The organism is Streptomyces sp. NPDC059832 (genome assembly GCF_042731715.1).
In the GTDB taxonomy this organism is placed as follows: Bacteria; Actinomycetota; Actinomycetes; order Streptomycetales; family Streptomycetaceae; genus Streptomyces.
In genome coordinates this window covers 25,903-48,794 of record NZ_JBHWIY010000024.1, presented here as the reverse complement: position 1 = coordinate 48,794, position 22,892 = coordinate 25,903, and the positions used below count along the sequence as shown (strand labels likewise).

Below are 22,892 nucleotides of genomic sequence, written 5' to 3'. Positions count from 1 at the left end.
ACCCACTGGCGGGCAACGGGGGAAACTCACTGGCGAGTTCGGCCCCGAACGGACGACCATGTCCCGCATGAGCGATCAACCCGCACGCTGGACCCAGGCGACCGTCTACCCCGACATGTGGGCGGACCCGGACGACGACCCCCGCAGCAAGGAGGGCACGAGCCCGGAGGGCGAGCTCGCGACGCTCGCCGAGTATCTGACCGACTACCGGCTGACCCTGCGGATGAAGTGCGACGGCCTGGACGCGGAGCAGCTGGCCCGCCGGTCGGTCCCGCCGTCGACGCTGTCGCTGCTCGGCCTCCTGCGCCACCTCGCCGAGGTGGAACGGGACTGGCGCAACTGGATCACCGACGGCGAACCGCTGCCCAAGCTGTACGGCAAGCGTGACGCGGACTTCGACGGAGCCGTCGCCGATCAGGCCGTGGTCGACGCCGCCTACGCCGATCTGGGGCGCGAGCAGGCCGCGACCGACGCCGCGCTGGCCGGGCACCCGGACCTGGGTGAGCGGCTGGGCAAGGACAAGATCTCCGTCCGGGAGCTGCTGGTGCACAGGATCGAGGAGTACGCCCGGCACTGCGGGCAGGCCGACCTGTTGCGCGAGTGCATCGACGGACGGGTGGGCCAGTGAGCTCCGGCCGGTGAGCTGAACCGTGCGGGGCGGCCCGCCCGCCCCGCCTCACACTGCGATGTACGTCACCGGCTCGCTCCCCGGCACCGCCTCCGCGCGCCCGAGCTTCACCAGCCGCCGCAGATGCGCCTCCGCCTCCGAGACGGCGATGTTCCGGGAGCCGTGCGGGATCTGCGCCCAGGGCCGGTTCCACTCCATCCGCTCGGCCAGCTCCCACGGCGTCAGCGGCTCCGCCAGCAGTCCCAGCAGCCCGGTCAGCCGCTCCTCGTGGTGGCCGAGGAGCTCCCGTACGCGTCCCGCCGCGTCGGTGAAGGCGTACTGATGCGCGGGCAGCACCTCGGCGGCCCCGAGCCGGCCGATGCGCTCCAGCGAGTCGAGGTAGTCGCCGAGGGGGTCGGTGACCGTCGCGTCGTCCGGGTCCTCGTACAGCCCGATGTGCGGACTGATCCCCGGCAGCAGGTGGTCCCCCGAGAAGAGCCGTCCCCGGCCCGGCAGATTCCCCGGATGCTCCTCCTCCAGGTGCAGGCACACATGCCCCGGCGTGTGCCCCGGCGTCCAGATCGCCCGCAGCCTGCGCCCCGCCAGATCGAGCAGCTCACCGGGCACGATCTCCCGGTCCGGCAGCGCGGCCCGCGACCCCGGCAATGTACGCGTCCGCCCCCCGCCGGCCGCGGCGGCCCGCAACGGCGCGAGATGCTCCTCGGGCGCACCGACCGTGGTGAGCTTGGCCGTGAGATACGTCAGCCACCTGCCGGGTTCGGACTCCCGGGTACGGCGCACGATCGCGGTGTCCGCCGCATGCATGGCGATCCAGGCCCCGGAGGCCTCGCGCACCTGCCCGGAGAGCCCGTGGTGGTCGGGATGGTGGTGGGTGATGACCACCCCGTGGATGTCGGCCATCTCCGTACCGACGGCGGCGAGCCCGGCACCGAGCGTGTCCCACGCCTCGGGATCGTCCCATCCGGTGTCGATCAGGACCGGTCCCCGATCGGTGTCCAGGACGTGCACGAGGGTATGGCCGAGTGGATTGTCCGGGATGGGCACCTTGATGCTGTGCACGCCCCCACCGTGGTCGGTCACCTGCGTCATGAGGTCCCCATCTCTCCAGACGGCGTGCGGCTCTGCGGCTCCGATGCGCCGCCCCCACTGTAACGAGAACTTGTTCCAGTAGTAGCCCTGGTCGACCATCTCGTCCGGGGTGCTGTCGCGGCCGTGGACTCCTGGAACTGGAACTGGTATCAGTTCTGACACAGAGTCAGATGTCGAGTCGGATACCGATTCGGGCAACGCGCCGGGCCGCGGGAGGCAGCAGCCATGACCGAGCTTGTCGAACACGGAAAACTGTTCATCGGCGGGGAGTTGGTCGATCCGCTGGGCCGGGACACGATCGAGGTTGTCTCGCCGCACACCGAACAGGTCATCGGCCGGGTGCCGCACGCCTGCGAGGCGGACGTGGACCGGGCCGTCGCCGCCGGGCGGCGGGCGTTCGACGAGGGGCCCTGGGCGCGGATGAGCCCGGACGAGCGGATCGCGGTGGTCACCCGGATCAAGGACGCGTTCGCCGTGCGGTACGAGGAGATCGCCCGGGTCATCAGCTCGGAGAACGGCACCCCGTACACGTCGAGCATCATGGTGCAGGCGCTGGCCGCGATGATGGTGTGGGACTCGGCGATCACCGTCGCCCGCGAGTTCCCGTACGAGGAGCGGCGGGCCGGGGCGCTCGGGCCGTTGCTGGTGCGCCGGGAGCCGGTCGGGGTGGTCGCGGCCGTGGTGCCGTGGAACGTTCCGCAGTTCACTGCCGCCGCCAAGCTGGCGCCCGCGCTGCTGGCCGGCTGCTCCGCCGTGCTCAAGGTCTCGCCCGAATCCCCGCTGGACGCCTACATCCTGGGCGAGATCGCCGCCGGGGCCGGGCTGCCGGAGGGCGTGCTGTCGATCCTTCCGGCCGACCGCGAGGTCAGCGAGTACCTGGTCGGGCATCCCGGCGTCGACAAGGTGTCGTTCACCGGGTCCGTGGCCGCCGGGCGCCGGGTGATGGAGGTCGCCTCGCGCAACCTCACCCGGGTCACCCTGGAGCTGGGCGGCAAGTCCGCCGCCGTCATCCTGCCGGACGCCGATCTGGACGCCGCCGTCGCGGGCATCGTCCCCTTCGCCTGGATGATCAACGGCCAGGCGTGCGTGGCCCAGACCCGCATCCTCGTCCCGCGCTCCCGCTACGACGAGGCGGCCGAGGCGTTCGCCGCCGCGGCCGGTGCGCTGAAGGTCGGCGATCCGCTCGACCCCGCCACCGAACTCGGCCCCCTCGTCGCGCAGCGCCAGCAGCGGCGCTCGCTCGACTACATCCGGATCGGTCAGGACGAAGGCGCCAAGATCCTTACCGGCGGCGGCCGTCCGGCCTCCCAGGAACGGGGCTGGTACGTCGAACCGACCCTCTTCGGGGACGTCGACAACTCCATGCGCATCGCCCGCGAGGAGATCTTCGGCCCCGTCATCTGCCTGCTGCCGTACGGCGACGAGGACGAGGCGGTACGGATCGCCAACGACTCCGAGTACGGCCTCAGCGGCAGCGTCTGGACCGCCGACACCGAACGCGGCATCGACATCGCCCGCCGGGTCAGGACGGGCACGTACAGCGTGAACACCTTCAGCCTCGACATGCTCGGCCCGTTCGGCGGGTACAAGAACTCAGGACTGGGGCGGGAGTTCGGCCCCGAGGGGTACGGCGAGTACTTCGAGCACAAGATGATCCACCTGCCGGCCGGATACGAGGGGGCGTGATGGGGGACCGCTGGGCCGTGGAGGTCGACCGGGGAGTCTGCATCGGCTCCGGGATGTGTGTGAACCACGCGCCGGGCCGCTTCGCGCTGGACACCGCCCGGCAGTCCCGCCCGTCGGCCCCGGAGACCGATGCCGACGAGAAGGTCCTCGCGGCTGCCGAGGAGTGCCCGGTCGAGGCGATCACGATCACGCTGACCGGCTCGGGGGAAGTCGTCTTCCCGCCGGAGGATTAGGGCCCGTCCGGCGGAGTCGGAAGGGGAGTCGGTCGGTCGTGGGTGGCGGGAGAGGCCTGTGAGCCCTCCCGCCGTTCCGTGCCCGGGAAATCTCCCATATACCTAAAATTATGCATCTGTTTCCTGTTGGAATTTATTCGTGTGTGCTACACGCAAGCGTTCCGGGTATTCGCGACCTCTCCGGCTTCCGGTCTGTGTGGAAGGTATGCCATGCGTGGGTGCGGCTGCCTCGTTCGGTCAAATGACAGGTACGAAATGTTCAACCTCTGACCAAGATTCATGCGGGCGACGGGGCGAAATCCGTCGCCCGATGCCGCGTTGATCAGCGAGCATGGCTGAGCGTGCCTGTCTGCTCACTTCAAGTGTTTTCTCTTGGTGCTGTTTCCGTGTTGTTACCGGGCGTACCGTCTCGACAGATTGTTGATCAAGGACCCGATCTTCCGGGATACGGGAGATCCGGGTGAATTCGTCATGTCCTCATTCGCTGTGTCCTCAAAGGAGAAGGCATGCCTGCAGCGGAACAGGCGGAACAGGCGGAACAGGCGGTGCAGGCACAGGACTGGGTCTCTCCCCGTGCCGGACTCGTACAACTGCGCGGCATTGCCCAGGTCGCACTCACCTCCAGCCCATGGGCCGGACTGCTGTTCACCGTCGCGCTGTTCGTCGGCGGATGGCGGATCGGTGTGTACGGACTGCTCGGCGCCGCCTCGTCCGCCGGTGCGGCGGTCCTGCTGGGCGCCGACCGGCAGGGTGTGGGCAAAGGGCTTGAGGGCTACTGCGGTTGCCTCACCGGCATCGCCCTCGTCGTGCGGCTCGGTGCCTCCTGGCAGACCGCGGTGCTGGCCGTGCTCGGCGCGGCGGTCTGCTCGGTGCTGAGCGCCGCCGCCGGCCGCCTCCTCACCCCGCTCGGGCTGCCCGTACTGACGGCTCCCTACTGCCTGGTCGTCAGCGCCCTGACGATCGCGCTGCCGAAGGCCCCGGTCACCGCGGGCGCGGCCGCCCGCGTCCCGGGGTTCACCGATCTGACGGCCGCGGAGGCCGGACGCGCGCTCTGCAACAACATCGGCCAGATCTTCTTCCTGGACAAGTGGTACGCCGGCCTGATCCTGCTCGCCGGGCTCCTCGTCGCCTCCCGGATCGCGGCCCTCGCGGCGGTGGGCGCCAGCGCCGTCGCCCTGCTGACCGCCTGCGCGACGGGGCTGCCCGCCGACCGGATCACCGAAGGGCTGTACGGCTACAACGCGGTGCTCTGCGCGATTGCGCTGGCGGCCACCTTCCTGACCCTCACCCCCTGGACCGCCGGGTACGCCGCGCTCGCGGTCGTGGCCTCGGTCCCCTTCGCCGCCGCCTGGGAAGCCTTCGCCCAGTCGTTCGGCACAACCCCCTTCACCTGGCCGTTCACCGTGACGACCTGGCTCTTCCTGGCGGCCGGTCCGGCTCTGGGCCGCCCCGGGCTCTCCTTCGGACAAGCACCTTCGAGAAAGCAGACGTGACGTCATGAACCTCGCACCGCGGGAAATCGACAAACTCCATGTCTACGTGGTCGCGGACCTGGCCCGCCGCCGCCGCGACCGGGGAACGAAGCTCAACTACAGCGAAGCCGCCGCCCTGATCACCGAGGCCGTCCTGGAGGCCGCCCGCGACGGCCACACCGTCGCCGAATGCATGGAGCTGGGCCGCAGGGTCGTCTCCGGCGACGACGTGTTGCCCGGCGTACGGGAGATGCTCACCGTCCTCCAGGTCGAGACGGCCTTCGTCGACGGGACGAAGCTGGTCACCTGCCACGACCCGATCAGCGCCTGAAAGACCGAGGAGACACAGATGTCGGGCGGAGCCCACTACCTCTACGGGGACGACCCCGTGGAGATCAACGCCAACCGGGCCAGGACCAGGCTCACCGTCGCCAACACCGGTGACCGTGCCGTCCAGATCGGTTCCCACTACCACTTCTTCGAGATCAACCGCGCGCTGCGCTTCGACCGCGAGGCCGCCTACGGCATGCGCCTGGACATCCCCTCCGGAACCGCCGTGCGCTTCGAGCCGGGCGACACCCGCGAGGTGGAGCTGTGCGCCTTCGCCGGCACCGGCCGGCTCACCGGCTTCGCCGGACTCGTCAACGGGGGCCTGTCCGCCCCGGACACCCGGCGCGACGCACTCCGCCGCGCCGCGGAACTCGGCTTCGTCCACTGCGACGCCGACAGCACCGAGACCGAGAACGAAGGGGACCGGGCCTGATGGCGATCATCCCGCGCAAGCAGTACACGGATCTGTTCGGTCCCACCGTGGGCGACCGGTTCCACCTGGCCGACACCAACCTGATCGTCGAGGTCGAGTACGACCACAACGCCGGTTCCTACGGGGAGGAGGCCGTCTACGGGGGTGGCAAGGCCATCCGGGACGGCATGGCCCAGGACCCGTCCGCGCTCAACCGCGAGGGCGCCCTGGATCTCGTCATCACCAACGTCGTCGTCCTCGACCCGGTCCTCGGCGTGGTCAAGGGCGACATCGGGGTCCGCGGCGGCCTGATCGTCGGCGTCGGCAAGGCGGGGAACCCGCACCTCCAGAGCGGCGTCGACCCCAAGCTCGTCATCGGCCCCGGCACCGAGGTGATATCCGGCGAGCACCTCATCGCCACCGCCGGGGGCGTCGACACGCACATCCACTTCATCGCGCCCCAGCAGGCCCAGGAGGGCCTGTCCAACGGCATCACCACCTTCTTCGGCGGCGGCACCGGCCCCACCGACGGATCCAACGGCACCACCTGCACCCCCGGCCCCTGGAACATCCACCGGATGCTGGAGGCCGTGGAGGACCTGCCGGTCAACGTGGGGCTGCTCGGCAAGGGGAACGGCAGCCTGCCCGAGGCACTGCGCGAGCAGGTCGAGGCGGGGGCCGCCGGGCTGAAGGTGCACGAGGACTGGGGCGCCACCCCCGCCTCGATCGACACCGCGCTGCGGGTCGCCGACGAGCACGACGTACAGATGGCCATCCACACCGACACCCTCAACGAGGGCGGTTTCTACGAGGACACCCTGTCGGCGATCGACGGCCGGACCATCCACACCTTCCACACCGAGGGCGCGGGCGGCGGCCACGCCCCCGACATCATCCGGGTGTCGGGCGAGGCCAACGTACTGCCGGCCTCCACCAACCCGACCCTGCCGTACACGGTCAACGCGGTGGACGAGCTGCTGGACATGGTGATGGTCTGTCACCACCTGTCCCGGGACATCCCCGAGGACGTCTCGTTCGCCGACAGCCGGGTCCGCGCCGAGACGATCGCGGCCGAGACCGTGCTGCACGACCTCGGGGTCATCAGCATCTTCTCCTCGGACTCCCAGGCCATGGGCCGGGTCGGCGAGTCCTTCGTCCGCGCCTTCCAGACGGCGCACCACTGCAAGGAGATGCGCGGTCCGCTGGCGCAGGACAGCTCCCGCAACGACAACGCGCGGGTCCTGCGCTACCTGGCCAAGCTGACGATCAACCCCGCGACGGCGGTCGGCGCCGCGGACGTGATCGGCTCCCTGGAGCCCGGCAAGCTCGCCGACATCGTGCTCTGGCCGATCCACTCCTTCGCCGCCAAGCCCAAGCTGATCATCAAGGGCGGCATGGTCAACTGGGCCCTGATGGGCGACCCCAACGCCTCCCTGCCGACGCCGCAACCGGTGTACTACCGGCCGATGTTCGGCACCCACGGCCGCGCGAAGCAGCGCACCTCGGTGACGTTCATGTCGCAGGCGTCCATCGCCGCCGGGGTCCCCGAGGAGCTGGGGCTGCAACGGCGGATCGAACCCGTGCAGCGCTGCCGGACCATCGGCAAGCAGCACATGGTGCGCAACGACGCGCTGCCGCGCATCGAGGTGGACCCGGAGACGTACAAGGTCACCGTCGACGGAGAGCCCGCCACCATCGAGCCGGCCGAGCGGCTCCCGCTCAACCACCTCTTCTACATCGTCTGACGACGGCCCGAACGCACGACGTCGTCCGACGACCCGCCCGAACGGAAACCCCGGTGTGAACGACCCGATACCGATCCCCGCCCTGCTGACCGGGCTCCAGCTCACCGACTCGGCCTTCCCCAGCGGCTACTACACCCTCTCCCACGGCCTGGAGGGCTTCCAGCAGGCCCGCGCGGTCACCCCGTCCGGCCTGCCGGCGCTCCTGCACGACCTGCTGCGCCACAGCGTGGGTCCGGCCGACGCCACCGCCCTCGCGCTCGCCCACCGTGCGGTCACCGCCGACGACTGGGCGCAGGTGGTGGCCGTGGAGCAACGGCTGCACGCCACCAAACTGGGCCGGGAGGCCCGGCAGGCCGCCGTCCGCACCGGGCGGCAGCTGCTGGACCTGGCCGGCGAGGTGTACGGCACCGAGCCGATCGAGCGGTACCGGGGCCTCTACCGGGACGGCGCCGTACGCGGCTGCCAGCCGGTCGTCGCCGCCGTCGTCCACGCGGGCAACGGGCTGCCCGTCCGCCAGGCGGTCACCTGCGAACTGTTCGCCTTCGCGGCCAGTTTCGTGGGGGCCGCCATGCGGCTGCGGCTGACCGACCACCGCCGCGCGCAGGTCGTCCTGCACGGGGCCGCGCCGGTCATCGAGGAGACCGTCGACGCGGCCCTGGGGCGGGAACCGGCCGACATCGGCGGCTGCGTCCCGGTGGCGGACGTCATGGCCGGCCGCCACGAGCGCGCCGAGGCACGGCTGTTCGCCAGCTAAGGGCTGTCCCTCGTACCCCTTCCACCGCACCTACACCACCAGGACAGGATCACCATGCACGACCCCATGCAGGCCAGGCACCACCACCACGACCACGACGAGCTCATGCGGCGGCCGAAGGACGGCGTACTGCGCGTCGGTGTCGCCGGACCGGTCGGCTCCGGCAAGACCGCCCTGATCGAGGCGCTCGTCCCGGTGCTGATCGAACGCGGCCGGACCCCCGCCGTCATCACCAACGACATCTTCACCACCGAGGACGCCGCGCATGTGCGTCGCACCCTGGCCGGAATCCTCGACGCGGACCGGATCGTCGGCGTGGAGACCGGGGCCTGCCCGCACACCGCCGTCCGTGACGACCCGACGATGAACCAGGCGGCCGCGGACGAACTCCTGGAGCGCTTCCCGGAAGTGGACACCCTGCTCTTCGAGAGCGGCGGGGACAACCTGACCCTCACCTTCAGCCCCGCGCTGGTCGACCTGTTCCTGTTCGTGCTGGACACCGCCGAGGGCGACAAGATGCCGCGCAAGCGCGGTCCGGGCATCACCGAGTGTGAACTGCTCGTCATCAACAAGGTGGACATCGCCCCCTATGTGCGGTGCGATCTCGGTGTCATGGAGTCGGACGCCCACCGCGTCCGGGACGGCCGGCCGGTGGTGCTGACCAACTCGCTCACCGGAGAGGGCCTCGGCACCATCGCCGACTTCCTCCTGTCCCACGAAGCCGCCCAGGAGACGGCTTCCGCATGACCGAGGCGCCCGCGCGGCTGGATCCCGCGCACTACGAACCCCGTCGGGTACCGGCCCGGATGCTCGACCTCACCGGCACCCCGGACACCCTGGCCGCCGGGCGCCCCGGCAAGGTCGGTCTGCTCGAACTGCGCTACGTGCGGGTGGGCGGGCGGACCGAGCTCGTCGACCGGTACCAGAAGTCACCGCTGCAGATCATGCGCCCGCTGTACATCGACCCGGCGCGGCCCGACCTCCCGGTGACCTATCTGATGTCGACCGGCGGCGGCGTCATCCAGGCCGACCGCAACCGGATCGACATCGACTGCGGCCCCGGCACCTCGGTCCACCTGACCACGCAGGCCGCCACCAAGGTGCACCGGATGGAGTTCGACCACGCGACCCAGATCGTCAACCTCACGGCAGGCGAGGGGAGTTACGTCGAATACCTGCCGGACTCCCTGATCCCCTACCGGGACGCCCGCTTCTACCAGCACACCCGGGTGACCGTCGACCCGACCGCCACCGTGCTGCTGGGCGAGACGATCGCGGCCGGACGGCTGGCCCGCGGTGAACGGCACGCCTACCGCATGCTCTTCAGCGACCTGGAGATCCAGCGCCCCGACGGGACGCTCCTGGCCGTGGACACCGTCCGCCTCGATCCGCACGGACCCGGCCCGGTCACCGGGCCCGCCGTCTTCGCGGACCACGACCTGATGGCCACCCTGTACGCGGTCACCCCGCTCGCCCCCGCGGCCCGGGTCGCCGACACGCTCCACGAGGCGCTTGCGCCGACCGGACTGGCCTTCGGAGCGAGCACCCTGCCCGACGACTGCGGGGCCTGGGTCCGGGTCGTCGGCAGCGACCCGCCCGCCCTCACCCGGGCGATGCGCACCGCGTGGGACGCCCTGCGGCAGTCGCTCATCGGCGTCCCGGCCCCGGACCTGCGCAAGACCTGACCGCGCAGGACCTGACCGCGCAGGACCTGACCGCGCAGGACCTGACCGCGCAGGACCTGACCGCGCAGGACCTGACCGCGCAGGACCTGACCGCGCAGGGCGGGCCCTCGCGCCGGACACCGCTCAGGCCGTGCACCCGGTGTCCGCGATCACGAAGTACCCGGGCGGCGACTCCTTCAGGGTGTGGGTGACGAAGACGTTGTACAGGCCCATGTTCTCGTCGGAGCCGTTGGCGTACACATGGCCGCCCGCGGTACGGGCCCGGCCCGCCGCCACCTGCGCGTAGTTGGTCGCCGTGAAGCACCGCGCCGGTGCGTCGCCGGTCGTGGTCGCCGTCACCTGGGGCGAGGCGGTGCCGGGCGTGCCCGATCCGTCGATCGCCGCCACCGTGTAGCGGTACGCCGTGCCGGCGGTGAGACCCGGGTCCGTGTACGTCGTGCCGGCGGTCGTGGCGACCTTCGTGCCGTTGCGGTGCACCGCGTAGGAACCCGCGCCCGCGACCGTGTCCCAGGACAGCGAGACACTGTCCGCCGTGACGCCCGTGACCCGCAGGCCGGACGGGGCGGGAAGCTGTTCCCCGCCGCCGGGAACGTCCCGGTCCAGGCCCCAGAAGACGCCGGTGTGGTACGTCGAGCAGATGGCGTTCAGGAAGTACGCGGCCGTCGTCCCGCACTGCTCGGCGCCCGAGCCGGGGCGCACGGCCAGACCGTGGCCCATGCCGGCGACGGAGTACGTCACCACCGCGGGATTTCCCGAGGCGTCGTCGTACACGCTGCGCGTCGTGCTGCCGGGGAGGCTGTCCGTGGCCGACGGAGACTGGCCGATGCCCCAGACGTCCGTCCACTGGTCGCGCAGGGCCGTGGCGTTGGCGGGGTACACGGTGTAGTCGGAGGTGCCCTGCCAGATCGCCACCCGGGGCCAGGGCCCCGAGTACCCGGGATGGGCAGCGCGCACCTTGTCGCCCCACTGCGCGGGCGTCAGCTTCTGCGGCCCGGTCTGGCAGCCGGACGCGCCCGCCTGACTCGTCGCGCACTGGGCGGGCAGCCCCGAGGCCACGGAGCCGCCCGCGAACACGTCCGGGTACGCGGCCAGCAGGTCGGCCGTCATGCCGCCGCCCGCCGAGAGGCCGGTGACGTACACCCGGCGGCCGTCCGAGCCGTACTGCTGCTTCGCGTACTCCACCATCTGCACGATCGAGGCGGCCTCGCCCTTGCCCCTGCTGTCCTCGGCCGGATCGAACCAACCGAAGCAGGACAGCGCGTTGTTGGCGGTCGTGGTCTGCGGGAAGACCACGGCGAAGCGCCACAGATCGGCGTACTTCGGCCAGCCCGAGGCCGTGTAGTAGTCGTTCGCGGTCTGTGTGCAGCCGTGCAGGGCGATGACCAGCGGCGCGTTCGCGGGCAGGGCCTCGGGGGCGTACTCGTACATCTGGAGGTTGCCGGGGTTCGAGCCGAAGCCGGTGACCTGTTGCAGACCACCGGCGGCAGCGGCCGGCTGTACGGCCGCGGCCGTGCTCAGCGTCGCCGCGACGAGGGCGAGAGCGGCCGTGGAGGCGACGCGCCGCAGCAGACGTCGCAGGAACGATGGGCGCACGGGTGCCTCCTGTTGGGCTGTTCCGGCTCTTCGGACAGCGCGGGCAGCGACTGTGGGGCGGACGCTAAAGGGCCGGGGCGCACGCGCCCATGGGCCCGGCGGACACTCCCCGCTCCCGGCTGTGTGCGGCACCGCCGTTGCGCCTCGGGGGCTCCCTTGACCTGGAGCGCACTCCAAGATGCAGACTCCCGGTCGACGCCCGCACGGAGACGGGCCGCCGGGAAAGGACCCGCCATGCGTTACCGCACCATCGGCACGGACCCCGCCACCCGCCGGGAGGTGAGTGTGCTCAGCCTCGGCGCCATGCTGATGGGCACCCTCACCGACGAGGCGACCTCGTTCGCGATCCTCGACCGGTACGTGGAGGCGGGCGGCACCTTCATCGACACGTCCGACAACTACGCGTTCTGGGTCGACGGCACGAGGGGAGGGGAGAGCGAGCAGCTGCTCGGCCACTGGCGCCGCAGCCGCGGCATCGGCGACGGGATCGTCATCGCCACCAAGCTCGGGGCCCGGCCCAAGGTCCCCGGCACCGACTTCTCCCAGGGCATCGTGGGCCTCTCGGCCGAGGTGATCCGGGAATCCGCGGAACGCAGCCGCGAACGCCTCGGCGTGGAGAAGCTGGACCTGCTGTACGCACACGTCCAGGACCGGGATGTGCCGCTCGCCGAGACCGTCGAGACCTTCGGGGAACTGGTCGCCGAGGGCACCGTCGGACTGCTCGGTGTGAGCAACCACTGGGCGTGGCAGGTGGAGCGGGCCCGCGCCGTCGCCGCGGCCGCCGGTCTGCCCGGCTACGAGGTCCTCCAGTACCACCACAGCTATCTGCGGCGGCGCACGGACTCGCCCGGCCTGTTCTCCCCGGACGGCCAGGAGGGCGTGGCCGGCGGGGACCTGCTCGGCTATCTGCGGGCCGAACCCGCACTCGTGCCGGTCGCCTACTCGCCCTTGCTGTCCGGCGGCTACGTCCGCGCGGACAAGCCGCTGGGCCCGGACTTCGACCACCCGGGCACCCGCGCCCGGCAGGCCGCGCTGCGGGCGGTGGCCGAGGAGACCGGGGCGAGTGTCAACCAGGTGGTCCTGGCCTGGCTCATCGGCGGCGAGATCCCGTTCGTCCCGCTGGTCGGCGCCTCCTCGGTGGCGCAGCTGGACGAGAGCCTGGCCGCGGTGGACCTGGAGCTGACCACGGAGCAGCGGGCGACGCTGGACGCGGCGCACTGACGGCCCGCCGCCGGACCGGCACCATGTGGGCCACCACCACGCCGGGGTGCGACGGTGTGTGCACCGACCCCGTGTGACGGGGGCTCCGGCCTCCTTACGGTGACGGCCATGGAGACTCCTCAGCGCCCGGACCCCGGGCCCGCCGCCCCGCCCACCGTCCCGCCGCCCGCGGACCCGCCGCTCGCCGGGCGCACCGCCCTGGTGACCGGTGCCGCGAGCGGGATCGGGCGGGCCTGCGCCCAGACCCTGGCGGCGGCCGGCGCCCATGTGCACGTGGTGGACAAGGCCGCCGACGCGGCGAAGAGCCTGGCGGAGGCGATCGGCGGGACGGCGTGGGTGGTCGATCTCTCCGTCCCCGACGCGGTGGACAGCCTGCCCGCCGACGTGGACATCGTGGTCAACAACGCCGGGCTCCAGCACGTCGCGCCCGTGCACGCATTCCCGCCGGACCGCTTCGCGCTGATCCAGCGCGTCATGGTGGAGACCCCGTTCCGCATCTTGCGCCGGACCCTTCCGGGCATGTACGAACGCGGCTGGGGGCGCGTGGTCAACATCTCGTCGGTGCACGGACTGCGGGCCAGCCCCTACAAATCGGCCTATGTGACGGCCAAACACGCACTGGAGGGACTCAGCAAGGTGGTCGCGCTCGAAGCGGCGGAGCACGGGGTGACGAGCAATTGCGTCTGCCCCGGGTACGTACGCACCCCCCTGGTCGAGAACCAGATCGCGGACCAGGCCCGTACGCACGGCATCTCCGAGGAGGAGGTGGTGGGCCGGGTCATGCTGGAACGCAGCGCGATCAAGCGGCTGATCGACCCCGAGGACGTCGCCGAGGCCGTGCTGTGGCTCTGCGGACCGCGTACCGGGCACATCACCGGAACCTCGCTCTCCATGGACGGCGGCTGGACCGCCAACTGACCTCCCGCCCCCTACGATTGCCGGCCGCCCATGTCTGAACCGTCCGCCTCCGCCGCGCCCCATCTGCGCCGCCTGCTCGATCTGCTGGCCGACGACGCCCCCGCCGAGGCGCTGGGCGCCGTCTCCTCCCGGGCGCGTGCCGCCGGGGTGCCCGCGGGCGATCTGGCGGAGGTGGAGCGGGCCACCGCCACCGCCCTGCGGATCAGGGGCGCCCTGCGCCAGCACCGCCGCCGCGAGCTCCAGCTCACCGCGCTCTTCGACACCGCGGGCGACCTGGCCGCCTCGCGCGACCTGGACGAGGTGCTGAAGGCGATCGTCCGCCGGGCCCGGATGCTGCTCGGCACGGACACGGCGTATCTCACCCTCCCCGACGAGGAGGCGGGGGACACCTACATGCGGGTCACCGACGGATCGGTGTCGGTGCCCTTCCAGTGCCTGCGGCTGGAGCTGGGCGAAGGGCTCGGCGGGCTGGTGGCGCAGACCGCGAGCCCGTACGCCACCCACGACTACCGCACGGACGACCGCTTCCACCACACCCGCAACATCGACTCCGCGGTGCTGGACGACGGGCTCGTCGCCATCCTGGGCGTGCCGCTGCTGCTCGGCTCCAGCCGCGGCGGCACGGGGAAGGTCATCGGCGTCCTCTTCGCCGCCGACCGCGCGGCCCGTGTCTTCAGCCCCGACGAGGTCGCGCTGCTCTGCTCGCTCGCCGCGCATGCCGCGATTGCCATCGACACCGCCCGCGCGCTCGCCGACACCCGCTCCGCGCTGGACGAACTGGCCGGGGCCAACGCCGAGTTGGCGGAGGCGAACGCGGCGGTACGGGCGCATTCGGCGGCCATGCGGCGGGCCGAGGAGTCCCACGACCGGCTGACCGACCTGGTGCTGCGCGGCCGGGACGTCAAGGATGTCGCGGCGGCGGTCGCGGGACTGCTGGACTCCCCGCTGACCATCCACGACCCGGGCGGCCGGCCCCTGGCGGCCGTCCGGCCCGACGGCACGGACTTCGCCGCCGACAGCATGGACGCCGGCTGGCTGGCCGAGACCGCCGAGGAATCCCGTACCGGCGCCCGCGCCGTGCACCGCGACGGCCGGTGGATCTGCGCGGTCCTCGCCGGGCGGGAACTGCTGGCTGGGCTGGTCCTGCACCGGCGCGGACAGCTCGACGACTCCGACCGGCGGCTGTTCGAGCGGGCCTCGGTGGTCACCGGACTGCTTCTGCTGCTGCGGCGCACGGTCGCCGAGACCGAGAACCGGATACGCGGGGAGCTGATCACCGATCTGCTGACCGACGCGGACCGCGACCCGGCCGGGCTCACCGAACGCGGCCGGCGCCTGGGCATCGACCTCGACCGCCCGCATCTGCTGCTGGTGGCCGAGGGCGGGACCCGGGAGCGGCTGGCCCCCGCCGCGGTGCGCTATCTGTTCGGCGGGGACATCCACGGGGTGAGCGCGGAACACGCCGGGAGCGTGGTGCTGCTGGTGGCGGCCGGCGACTGTGGACCGGCCGCGGGCGACGCGGCCCGCGCGGCGGCGGCCCAGCTCGGCCGGCTCGCCCAGACCCCCGTCACCGTCGCCGCCACCGGCCCGGCCCGCGGTGCCCGGGAGCTGGCCGCCGCGTACGGGGAGGCCGCCCGCTGTCTGCGCGCGATGCGGGTCCTCGGGCGCACCGGGGAAGGGGCCTGCGTCGAGGAACTCGGCTTCCTGGGCGTGGTGCTGGGCAACGCGCAGGACGTCGACGGCTTCGTCTCGGCGACGCTCGGGCCGCTGCTGGAGTACGACGCGCAGCGCGGCACCCACCTGGTGCGCACCCTCGGCGCCTACTTCGGGGCCGGGGGCAGTCTCGTCCGCGCCAAGGACGAACTCCACGTGCACGTCAACACGGTGGTGCAGCGGCTGGACCGGGTGCAGGTGCTGCTGGGGCGTGACTGGAACGAGCCGGGCCGGGCCCTGGAGCTGCAACTCGCCCTGCGCCTGCATCTGCTGGCGGGCGGCCGGGAACGGTAGAGGCCGTCCGGCCGCCCTCGGCGGAGGCCGTCCTCAGACGCCCGCCAGGTTCGACAGGCGGCGCGCGACCTCCGTGCCGCCCGCGTCCCCCGTCAGCACCGTGTAGTGGTTGACGCCCCGGACCGCCACCGGTGTCACCCGCGTGCCCCCGAGGTCCGCCGCCGCCAGCCGGGTCTCGTCGTACAGGCCCTGCTCCTCGTCCATCAGACCGCGCTGCGCCCACAGCAGCGTCGCCGGAACGGGCAGCTTCCGTACCGCCGTCAGCACCTCCTCGTCGAAGAGGCCGATGCCGTCGGTGCGCACCGCCTCGATCCGGCAGGTGGAGCGCAGGGCGGGTTCGTCCCCGGTCAGATCGCGCTGGATGTAGGCGTCCACCTCGTCCGACCAGGCGTCCGCGAAGGCGGGGTGCGCCTGCCAGAACGAGCGGTACGCCGCCCGGTCGGGGAAGGCCATCGACAGCCGGTCCATCGCCGGGCCGATCACGGCGGTCATCAGCTCGTCCGGGGCGAGGTGGGTGGGGGCGGGGAAGCCGATGCCGCCGTCGACCAGCAGCAGCGGCCCGAACCGGTCCGGGTGCCGTACGGCGGCCAGCGCCGCCACGAACGCGCCCATCGAATGGCCCGCCAGCACTACCCGGCCCGGGGCCAGCGCCGCGGCCACGGCGGCCGCGTCGTCGGCGTGCGCGGCGATCCCGTACGGACCCGGCAGCGCCGAACTCCCGGCCCGGCCGCGCAGATCCGGCGCGACCAGGGTGACGCGCCCGTCCAGCAGCCTGGCCACCGGCCCCCAGGACAGCGCGTTGGCGGTGATGCCGTGCAGGGCGAGGACGACCGGCGCCCCGGGGTCCCGGGCCGGCCATCGGAGTACCGCCAGCTCGCCGCCGGTCACGGGGACTCGTATTTCTTCGTGAGCGATCACGGGCGTCCGCTCTCCTTCCGGGACTTCTCGTCCGTGGGTTCTTCGGTCGCGGCCGGCCTGCGGCGTACCGCCTTCAGCCGGGACGGCAGCCGGGCCAGGCCGCCGGGCAGCAGGTGTACCACGGCCACGAACAGCACACCGAGCAGGAACAGCGGCTGGGAGAGCGGCACCCGCAGCACCGCGGGCAGATCGGCGACCGCGCCCGAACCGGCCAGATCTCCGAGCCGGTGATCGGCCCAGGTGTAGAGGATGCCGCCGGCCATCGGCCCCCACCGGGTGCCGGATCCGCCCAGCACCACCATCACCAGCAGGGAGAGGGTGAAGTCGGAGGTGGTCGTCTGAGGGGTCGAGCCGCCGGTGAGCAGCAGGTGCACCAGACCGCCCAGCGCGGCCAGGGCGCCCGCCAGGACGAAGGCCGTGAGCTTGAACCCGTACGGCTTCAGCCCCAGCACCTCCACCCGGCGTTCGTTCTCCTTGATGCCCTCCCAGACGCGTCCGGTGGGGGAGTTGACCGCCCGGTGGACGACGGCGAGGGTGAGGACCAGATAGGCGAGCGCCAGCCAGTAGAGGTTCGCGGTGTGCTCGATGCCCACGAGCCCGGACGGCAGCAGTTCGGCGGGGGCGGCCCGGCCCTCCTCGCCGCCGGTCAGTCCGCCGGGGTTGCGGGAGACCAGGATCGATCCCGCCTGGGCGAACGCCAGCGTCACCATGGAGAAGCCGATGCCGGTGACCCGCAGGCTCACCGAGCCCAGGACCAGTGCGAGCGCGATCCCGCAGCCGACGCCGAGCAGCGCGGACACGGCGAACGGGAGGCCCGCCTCCAGCAGGAACATGTTCGTGGCGTAGCTGCCCGCCGCGAAGTAGAGCGCATGCCCGAAGGAGAGCAGCCCGGTGCGGCCGAGCAGCAGGTCGTACCCGGTCGCCAGCGCACCGAACAGCAGGCAGGTGGCGAGCAGTTGGAGACTTCCCGGGCTGCCGAGCGGACCGTCCAGGAGGCCGGGCAGCGGCAGCGCGCTGTAGGGGGCGAGGGCCAGGACCAGCAGTGCGGCGGCGGGCCACCAGCGGCGCAGCAGCCGGGCGGTGTTCCCGGGGGCCTGCACGGCCGTGTGTTCCTCGCCGGTGCGGCGGTGTGTCTCGGTGGCGGTGCTCACGCGAGCCTCCCGGTCAGTCCGCGCGGCCGTACGAGCAGCAGCGCGGCGAGCAGGACGACGACCGCCAGATCGCCGAGGCCCGCTGCGGTGTAGTAGTTGGCGAACTGCTGGACCAGGCCGATGACGACGGACGCCACGGCGGCGCCGCTCACCGACCCCATGCCCCCGGTGACCACCACGACGAACGCGAAGATCAGCAGCGAGGTGCCCTGACGCGGGTCGACCGAGCCGAAGTACAGGCCGCCGAGCGCCCCGCCGAGCGCGGCCACGCAGCCGCCGATCGCGAAGACGAGCGTGAACGCCTTCCGCACGTCGATGCCGAGCGCGGTGACCATCGCCCGGTCCTCGACCCCGGCCCGTACCACCAGACCGTGCCGGGTGCGGCCGAGGAAGAGCCGCAGCGCCACGAGGACCACGACCGCCGCCGCGACCAGCACCAGCCGGTTGACCGGCACCTGGGCGCCGAACAGGCCGAAGGTGCCGGACAGCGCCTCCGGGCCCGGGAAGGTACGGGCGTCCGAGCCCCAGATGCCCGACAGCAGGGCCGGGACGGCGAGCCCCACCCCGACCGTGGCGAGCACCTGCTCGCGCGGCCGGGTGTAGAGCGGCCGGACGACGGCGAGTTCCAGCAGCACGGCGGCGGCGGTGCCCACCGCCGTACCGAACAGGACCGCGAGGGCGAAGCCCGCCCCGCCCGGACCGGCGCCGGGCAGATGGCCGGAGGCCGCCCACCAGGTGCCGTACGCGCCGATGGACAGCAGCGCCCCGTGCGCGAAGTTGAGCACGTCCATCAGGCCGAAGATCAGCGAGAGTCCCGAGGCGATCAGGAAGTAGAGGGCTCCCAGACCGAGTCCGGTCATGGTGAGCAGAACGACGGTGGACATCAGGAATCCGCCTCCACGGAAAGTGCTTCGGTGGCCGGGCCGTGTCCGACACCCAGCAGCCGCCGTGCCGTCTCCGCGTCGCCCAGCAGCTCGGCGGCCGGCCCCTGGTGGGCCGTCCGGCCGTCGGCGAGTACCGCACAGTGCCGGGCCAGGCGCCGCACGACGGCGAGGTTCTGCTCCACGAGCAGCACCGGCACCGCCTCGGCGGCCCGCTCCAGCACCTGGGCGACCTCGGTGACCACCTTGGGCGCCAGTCCCTTGGTGGGTTCGTCGGCGATGATCAGCCGGTTCCCGTTGAGCAGGGTGCGGCCGATGGCCACCATCTGCTGCTGCCCGCCGGACAGCGTGCCCGCCAACTGCCTCTCCCGGCGCTTCAGTTCGGGGAAGAGTTCATGGACGAGCGCGTACGCGGGCCCGTCCGCGCCGGGCCGCTCGGCCAGGCGCAGATTCTCCGCGACGGTCAGCGAGGCGAAGACACCCCGGTCCTCGGGGGCGTAACCGATGCCGAGGCGCACCACGGTGTGGGTGGGCATCGACACGGTCTCCTCGTCGTCCAGCCGCACGCTGCCGGTACGCGGGACGAGGCCGAGGACGCCGCGTACGGTCGTGGTCTTCCCGGCGCCGTTCCGGCCGAGGAGCGCGGTCACTCCGTGCCGGGCGACGTCCAGGTCGACGCCGTGCAGGATGTGCCGGCCGCCGATCAGGACCCGCAGGTCCCGTACGGCGAGCAGGGTCCCGGTCGTCACAGCCCCTCCCCGAGATAGGCCTGCTGGACGGTCGGGTCGGCGGTCACTGCCTCGGGGGTGTCCAGCGCCAGCAGCCGCCCGTGGTGCATCACGGCGAGCCGGTCGGCCAGCCCCAGCAGGACGTCCATGTGGTGCTCGACCATCAGGACGGTGCGGCCCTCGTCCCGGTGCAGGGTGCGGATGAGTTCGGTCAGCGCGGGGACCTCCTCCGCACTGACTCCCGCCATCGGCTCGTCGAGCAGCATCAGCCGCGGCTCGCCCACCAGCAGCACCGCGAGCTCCAGCTTCCGTTTCTCGCCGTGCGACAGCTCGGACGCCGTCGCCCGCGCCCGGTGGCCGAGACCGGTGCGTTCCAGTACGCCGTCGACCTCGGCGGTGTACGCGGACGCCCGCCGCCACAGCCGGAAGGAGCCGCCCCGGGCCGCCTGCGCGGCCAGCCGGACGTGATCGGCCACGCTCATGGCCGGCCAGAGGCTGGACGTCTGGAACGTGCGGCCGATGCCGCGCCGCGCCCGTGCGTGCGCGGGACTGGCCGTCATGTCCGTGCCGTCCAGCTCGATGGTGCCGGAGGTCGCCGCGGTCAGCCCGCTGATCAGGTTGAACAGAGAGGTCTTGCCCGCCCCGTTGGGTCCGATGAAGGCCAGGAACTCGCCCTCGTGGACGCTCAGTGCGACGTCCTCGACGATCGTCGCGCCGCCGACGCCCCAGCCGAGTCCGGCCAGCCGGAGCACCGGGGCGGTGGTCCGTGGACCGGCCGCGCGCTGTGCGGTGATGTCCGGTACGCCCATCGGTCAGCCCGCCGAGGGCTTCGCGGGCGGTGCCACCTCGTCCATCGGCGCGGTGGACACCAGCTCCGGCCGGGCACCGGCGCCCGTCCCCTTGAGCTTCGCGACGAACATCGGCTGCACCAGGGCGTGGTCCTGGGCCCGGACCTGCTCCTTGCCCTTCACCCCGTCGAAGCTCCAGCCCTCCAGGGCCTTCACCATGGCGGCGGTGTCGGTGGCGCCGCCCTTCTCGATGGCGCGCACCACCATCTGCGCGGCGGTGAAGCCGTCGGGGGTGAACAGATCCGGGGTGCCGCCGGCCTTCGTGACCGAGTCGAGCATGGACTTCTCCACGGCGTTGCCGCCGCCCGCGCCGGGGAAGTAGTGCGCCAGGAACGACACCTTGGAACCGGCGTCGCCGAAGACCGGGTACGAGGCCGTTCCGGCCAGGCCCGTGACGACCTTGCCCGCCCCCAGCACGCCCTGCTGGTCCAGCGCGGTCCACAGCGCCGGCGCGGTCGAACCGGCCCAGGCGACGAAGACCAGATCGGGTCCGCCCGCCTTCACCTGCCGGGCGAACGGGGTCAGGTCCGTGGCGCTGGGCGGAGCCAGTACGGAGCCGACCTTCGCACCCCTGGAACCGAGGACGGCCTTCACGGCGGCGACATTGGCCTGGCCGAACGTGGAGTCCTGGGCCAGCACCGTGACCTTCTTGCCCTTGGCCTCGCCGAGCATCGTCCCGGCGGTGAGGATGTCCTGGTAGGACTGCCGGCCCGAACGGAAGGTGTAGTCGTTGATGCCGGTCACGGCGTCGGTGGCGGCCGGGCCGCTGATGTACAGCACCTTGTTCTGTGCGGCGAGCGGCGCCATCTGGAGCGCCACGCCGGAATCGGTGGTGCCGGCCAGCACCTTGTAGCCCTTGCCGATCAGGTTCTTGGCCGCGGAGACCGCCTTGCCCGGATCGCCCGCGTCGTCCTGCTCGGTGACCTCGATGCGGTGCCCGGCCACCTCGCGGGTGCCCTTCGTGGCGTGGTCCAGGCCAGCCATGAATCCGTCGCGGTACTGCTTCCCGTAGTCCGCGAGGAGCCCGGTCCGGGAGTACACCAGGCCGACCTTGACGGTGCCGCCCTTCGCGTCCCCGCCGGAATCGCTCTCGCCCGCCTTCCCGGCGGCGGTGCACCCGGTCAGCACGAGACCGGCGGCGGTCAGCGCGACGACGGCGGAGAGGGATCTGCGGTGGTGGGCGGTGCCCGTGGCTCTGCGACGCATGGTGACCGGCTCCTCGGCGTGTTCATGTGATGTCGCCGAACCGTATGGACACCGTGCCGCCGTCGACATGGTGCAGGACACCCCACCTGGCGCGGTGCGCATGTGGCGGCCGCACATGGGACCGGAAAGCGAAAGCCGCGCCGGGGAACCGGATCGTACGGTTCCTTCGGCGCGGCCCGGCACTCGGTGCGTGCGTCGCGGGCGGTGGCCCGTCACATCGCGCTGATGCCCTGGACCGTGGCCGCGAAGATGCCGAGCGCGGCGAACGCGATGCCGACGCTGCCCATCACGATGCCGGCGACCGCCTGGCCGCGACCGCCGCCCTGGCCGCGGTCGGCCATGCGCTTGGCCGAGATGCCGAGGCACAGCGCGATGATCGGCAGGATGATGGGGATGAGCAACAGGCCGAGGATGCCGAGCACCATCGAGGCGGTGGCCTTGCCGCTGGGCAGCGGGGCACCACCGGGGTACCCGTAGCCGGCCGGCGGCTGAACGCCGTATCCCGGTCCGCCCGGGGCCTGCGTCCCTGCCGTGCCGCCCGCAATGCCTGACTGGTCAGTCATGACTTCCTCTCCATCGGTGCTGTCATGACCATGATAAGGAGCGGCTTGTGGCCCTTTCGGTCGGAACGGTGAGGGGTATGTAATGAAAACGCTGCGGAGTGACCCCCGGATGTGCTAGGCCGTGTCCGACGGCTTCGTCAGGTCGATCAGCCGGCACACCGTGTCGATGTCGATCTTCACCTGGGCGATCGACGCCCGCCCCGACAGCCAGGTGATCAGGGCCGAGTGCCAGGTGTGCTCGATGACCCGGACCGCGGACAGCTGATCCGGCGTCGGATGCTCCAGTCCCATCGCGTCCAGGATGATCGCCGTCGTGATCCGCGAGACGGTGTCCACCTCCGGGCTGACGCTGCGGTCGGCGAAGGTCAGCGCCCGCACCATGGCGTCCGCCAGATGCGGCTCGCGCTGGAGCGCGCGGAACGCCCGCATCAGGGTGTCGGCGACCCGCTGCGCCGGGTCCTGCCCGGCCGGGGGGCGCTTGTGCAGCGTCGTGTGCATGTGCTGGAGCTGGTCCTGCATGGTGGCGACCAGCAGATGGATCTTGGACGGGAAGTAGCGGTACAGCGTGCCCAGGGCGACCCCGGCCTCCTCCGCCACCTCACGCATCTGCACCGCCTCGAAGCCGCCGCGGCCGGCGAGCTGGGCGCTGGCGTGCAGGATGCGGCGGCGGCGGGCCTCCTGCCGTTCGGTCAGGGGCGGCGATGCCGGCTTGGCTTCCGCTGTCATGTGTCCCCATCCATGGCTTCTGTCCGCGACCGGAGGGAGGCGCTCGGTCTCCCGGGGGCGCACAGCATGCCAGCGTGCCCGGTGGTGGCGCGAATCAC

At 72.1% G+C, this 22,892-nt stretch carries 23 protein-coding genes; 13 read left to right on the top strand and 10 right to left on the bottom strand.

Annotation, left to right across the window (positions count from 1 at the left end; genetic code table 11):
- Positions 1 to 58: 58 nt before the first annotated feature.
- Positions 59 to 628 carry a DinB family protein gene (locus ACFV8T_RS31985; RefSeq protein ID WP_385334414.1) on the top strand — a complete coding sequence of 190 codons (570 nt, stop codon included), beginning with the start codon at positions 59 to 61 and terminating at the stop codon, positions 626 to 628.
- Between the two features lie 48 nt (positions 629 to 676).
- On the opposite strand, the gene ACFV8T_RS31980 is transcribed toward ACFV8T_RS31985, so the two are convergent.
- Positions 677 to 1,717 carry an MBL fold metallo-hydrolase gene (locus ACFV8T_RS31980; RefSeq protein ID WP_385334412.1) on the bottom strand — a complete coding sequence of 347 codons (1,041 nt, stop codon included), beginning with the start codon at positions 1,715 to 1,717 and terminating at the stop codon, positions 677 to 679.
- A gap of 225 nt (positions 1,718 to 1,942) precedes the next feature.
- Here ACFV8T_RS31980 and ACFV8T_RS31975 point away from each other — a divergent pair, with 225 nt between their 5' ends.
- The 9 genes from ACFV8T_RS31975 (at position 1,943) to ACFV8T_RS31935 (ending at position 10,034) form a co-directional block, all read left to right on the top strand.
- Entirely contained in the window at positions 1,943 to 3,403 is a 1,461-nt protein-coding gene (locus ACFV8T_RS31975; RefSeq protein WP_385334410.1) for an aldehyde dehydrogenase, read from the top strand.
- Positions 3,403 to 3,636 (top strand): ferredoxin, encoded by a 234-nt coding sequence (locus ACFV8T_RS31970; protein ID WP_385334408.1) that lies wholly within the window; start codon positions 3,403 to 3,405, stop codon positions 3,634 to 3,636. Before ACFV8T_RS31975 ends, ACFV8T_RS31970 begins: the two co-directional genes overlap by 1 nt.
- Positions 3,637 to 4,142: 506 nt before the next feature.
- Entirely contained in the window at positions 4,143 to 5,129 is a 987-nt protein-coding gene (locus tag ACFV8T_RS31965) for an urea transporter (RefSeq protein WP_385334406.1), read from the top strand.
- A gap of 4 nt (positions 5,130 to 5,133) precedes the next feature.
- Positions 5,134 to 5,439, top strand: a complete 306-nt coding sequence (locus tag ACFV8T_RS31960) for an urease subunit gamma (protein ID WP_385334404.1) — start codon at positions 5,134 to 5,136, stop codon at positions 5,437 to 5,439.
- An 18-nt stretch (positions 5,440 to 5,457) separates the two neighbouring features.
- Entirely contained in the window at positions 5,458 to 5,871 is a 414-nt protein-coding gene (locus ACFV8T_RS31955; protein WP_385334402.1) for an urease subunit beta, read from the top strand.
- Positions 5,871 to 7,595 carry an urease subunit alpha gene (gene ureC / locus ACFV8T_RS31950; protein WP_385334400.1) on the top strand — a complete coding sequence of 575 codons (1,725 nt, stop codon included), beginning with the start codon at positions 5,871 to 5,873 and terminating at the stop codon, positions 7,593 to 7,595. Before ACFV8T_RS31955 ends, ureC begins: the two co-directional genes overlap by 1 nt.
- 55 nt (positions 7,596 to 7,650) lie before the next feature.
- Positions 7,651 to 8,349 (top strand): urease accessory protein UreF, encoded by a 699-nt coding sequence (locus ACFV8T_RS31945; protein ID WP_385334398.1) that lies wholly within the window; start codon positions 7,651 to 7,653, stop codon positions 8,347 to 8,349.
- Positions 8,350 to 8,454: 105 nt separating this feature from the next.
- Positions 8,455 to 9,096 carry an urease accessory protein UreG gene (gene ureG / locus ACFV8T_RS31940; protein WP_385334556.1) on the top strand — a complete coding sequence of 214 codons (642 nt, stop codon included), beginning with the start codon at positions 8,455 to 8,457 and terminating at the stop codon, positions 9,094 to 9,096.
- Entirely contained in the window at positions 9,093 to 10,034 is a 942-nt protein-coding gene (locus ACFV8T_RS31935; protein ID WP_385334396.1) for an urease accessory protein UreD, read from the top strand. The genes ureG and ACFV8T_RS31935 overlap by 4 nt, the downstream gene beginning before the upstream one ends.
- A gap of 123 nt (positions 10,035 to 10,157) precedes the next feature.
- On the opposite strand, the gene ACFV8T_RS31930 is transcribed toward ACFV8T_RS31935, so the two are convergent.
- Positions 10,158 to 11,627: a PHB depolymerase family esterase gene (locus tag ACFV8T_RS31930; RefSeq protein ID WP_385334394.1), complete on the bottom strand. Its 1,470-nt coding sequence runs from the start codon at positions 11,625 to 11,627 to the stop codon at positions 10,158 to 10,160.
- A gap of 234 nt (positions 11,628 to 11,861) precedes the next feature.
- On the opposite strand from ACFV8T_RS31930, the gene ACFV8T_RS31925 reads away from it, so the two are divergent.
- The 3 genes from ACFV8T_RS31925 to ACFV8T_RS31915 all read left to right on the top strand — a co-directional run bounded on the left by ACFV8T_RS31925 (position 11,862) and on the right by ACFV8T_RS31915 (position 15,773).
- Positions 11,862 to 12,848, top strand: a complete 987-nt coding sequence (locus ACFV8T_RS31925) for an aldo/keto reductase (RefSeq protein ID WP_385334392.1) — start codon at positions 11,862 to 11,864, stop codon at positions 12,846 to 12,848.
- Positions 12,849 to 12,956: 108 nt separating this feature from the next.
- Entirely contained in the window at positions 12,957 to 13,766 is an 810-nt protein-coding gene (locus ACFV8T_RS31920; RefSeq protein ID WP_385334390.1) for a 3-hydroxybutyrate dehydrogenase, read from the top strand.
- A gap of 30 nt (positions 13,767 to 13,796) precedes the next feature.
- Positions 13,797 to 15,773 carry a helix-turn-helix domain-containing protein gene (locus tag ACFV8T_RS31915; protein ID WP_385334388.1) on the top strand — a complete coding sequence of 659 codons (1,977 nt, stop codon included), beginning with the start codon at positions 13,797 to 13,799 and terminating at the stop codon, positions 15,771 to 15,773.
- Between the two features lie 33 nt (positions 15,774 to 15,806).
- On the opposite strand, the gene ACFV8T_RS31910 is transcribed toward ACFV8T_RS31915, so the two are convergent.
- The 8 genes from ACFV8T_RS31910 to ACFV8T_RS31875 all read right to left on the bottom strand — a co-directional run bounded on the left by ACFV8T_RS31910 (position 15,807) and on the right by ACFV8T_RS31875 (position 22,794).
- Positions 15,807 to 16,691 (bottom strand): alpha/beta hydrolase, encoded by an 885-nt coding sequence (locus ACFV8T_RS31910; protein WP_385334386.1) that lies wholly within the window; start codon positions 16,689 to 16,691, stop codon positions 15,807 to 15,809.
- Positions 16,688 to 17,842 (bottom strand): branched-chain amino acid ABC transporter permease, encoded by a 1,155-nt coding sequence (locus ACFV8T_RS31905; RefSeq protein WP_385334384.1) that lies wholly within the window; start codon positions 17,840 to 17,842, stop codon positions 16,688 to 16,690. The genes ACFV8T_RS31910 and ACFV8T_RS31905 overlap by 4 nt, the downstream gene beginning before the upstream one ends.
- The gene (locus ACFV8T_RS31900; protein ID WP_385334382.1) at positions 17,839 to 18,726 is read right to left on the bottom strand and encodes a branched-chain amino acid ABC transporter permease; all 888 of its coding nucleotides are present in this window, start codon (positions 18,724 to 18,726) and stop codon (positions 17,839 to 17,841) included. Before ACFV8T_RS31900 ends, ACFV8T_RS31905 begins: the two co-directional genes overlap by 4 nt.
- Complete coding sequence (locus ACFV8T_RS31895) at positions 18,726 to 19,472, bottom strand: ABC transporter ATP-binding protein (protein ID WP_385334380.1); 747 nt, start codon at positions 19,470 to 19,472, stop codon at positions 18,726 to 18,728. Before ACFV8T_RS31895 ends, ACFV8T_RS31900 begins: the two co-directional genes overlap by 1 nt.
- Complete coding sequence (locus ACFV8T_RS31890; RefSeq protein ID WP_385334378.1) at positions 19,469 to 20,260, bottom strand: ABC transporter ATP-binding protein; 792 nt, start codon at positions 20,258 to 20,260, stop codon at positions 19,469 to 19,471. Before ACFV8T_RS31890 ends, ACFV8T_RS31895 begins: the two co-directional genes overlap by 4 nt.
- A 3-nt stretch (positions 20,261 to 20,263) precedes the next feature.
- Positions 20,264 to 21,505: a substrate-binding domain-containing protein gene (locus ACFV8T_RS31885; RefSeq protein WP_385334376.1), complete on the bottom strand. Its 1,242-nt coding sequence runs from the start codon at positions 21,503 to 21,505 to the stop codon at positions 20,264 to 20,266.
- Positions 21,506 to 21,717: 212 nt separating this feature from the next.
- Entirely contained in the window at positions 21,718 to 22,068 is a 351-nt protein-coding gene (locus tag ACFV8T_RS31880) for a DUF4190 domain-containing protein (protein ID WP_385334374.1), read from the bottom strand.
- Positions 22,069 to 22,182: 114 nt separating this feature from the next.
- Positions 22,183 to 22,794 (bottom strand): TetR family transcriptional regulator, encoded by a 612-nt coding sequence (locus ACFV8T_RS31875; RefSeq protein ID WP_385334372.1) that lies wholly within the window; start codon positions 22,792 to 22,794, stop codon positions 22,183 to 22,185.
- Positions 22,795 to 22,892 lie beyond the last annotated feature (98 nt).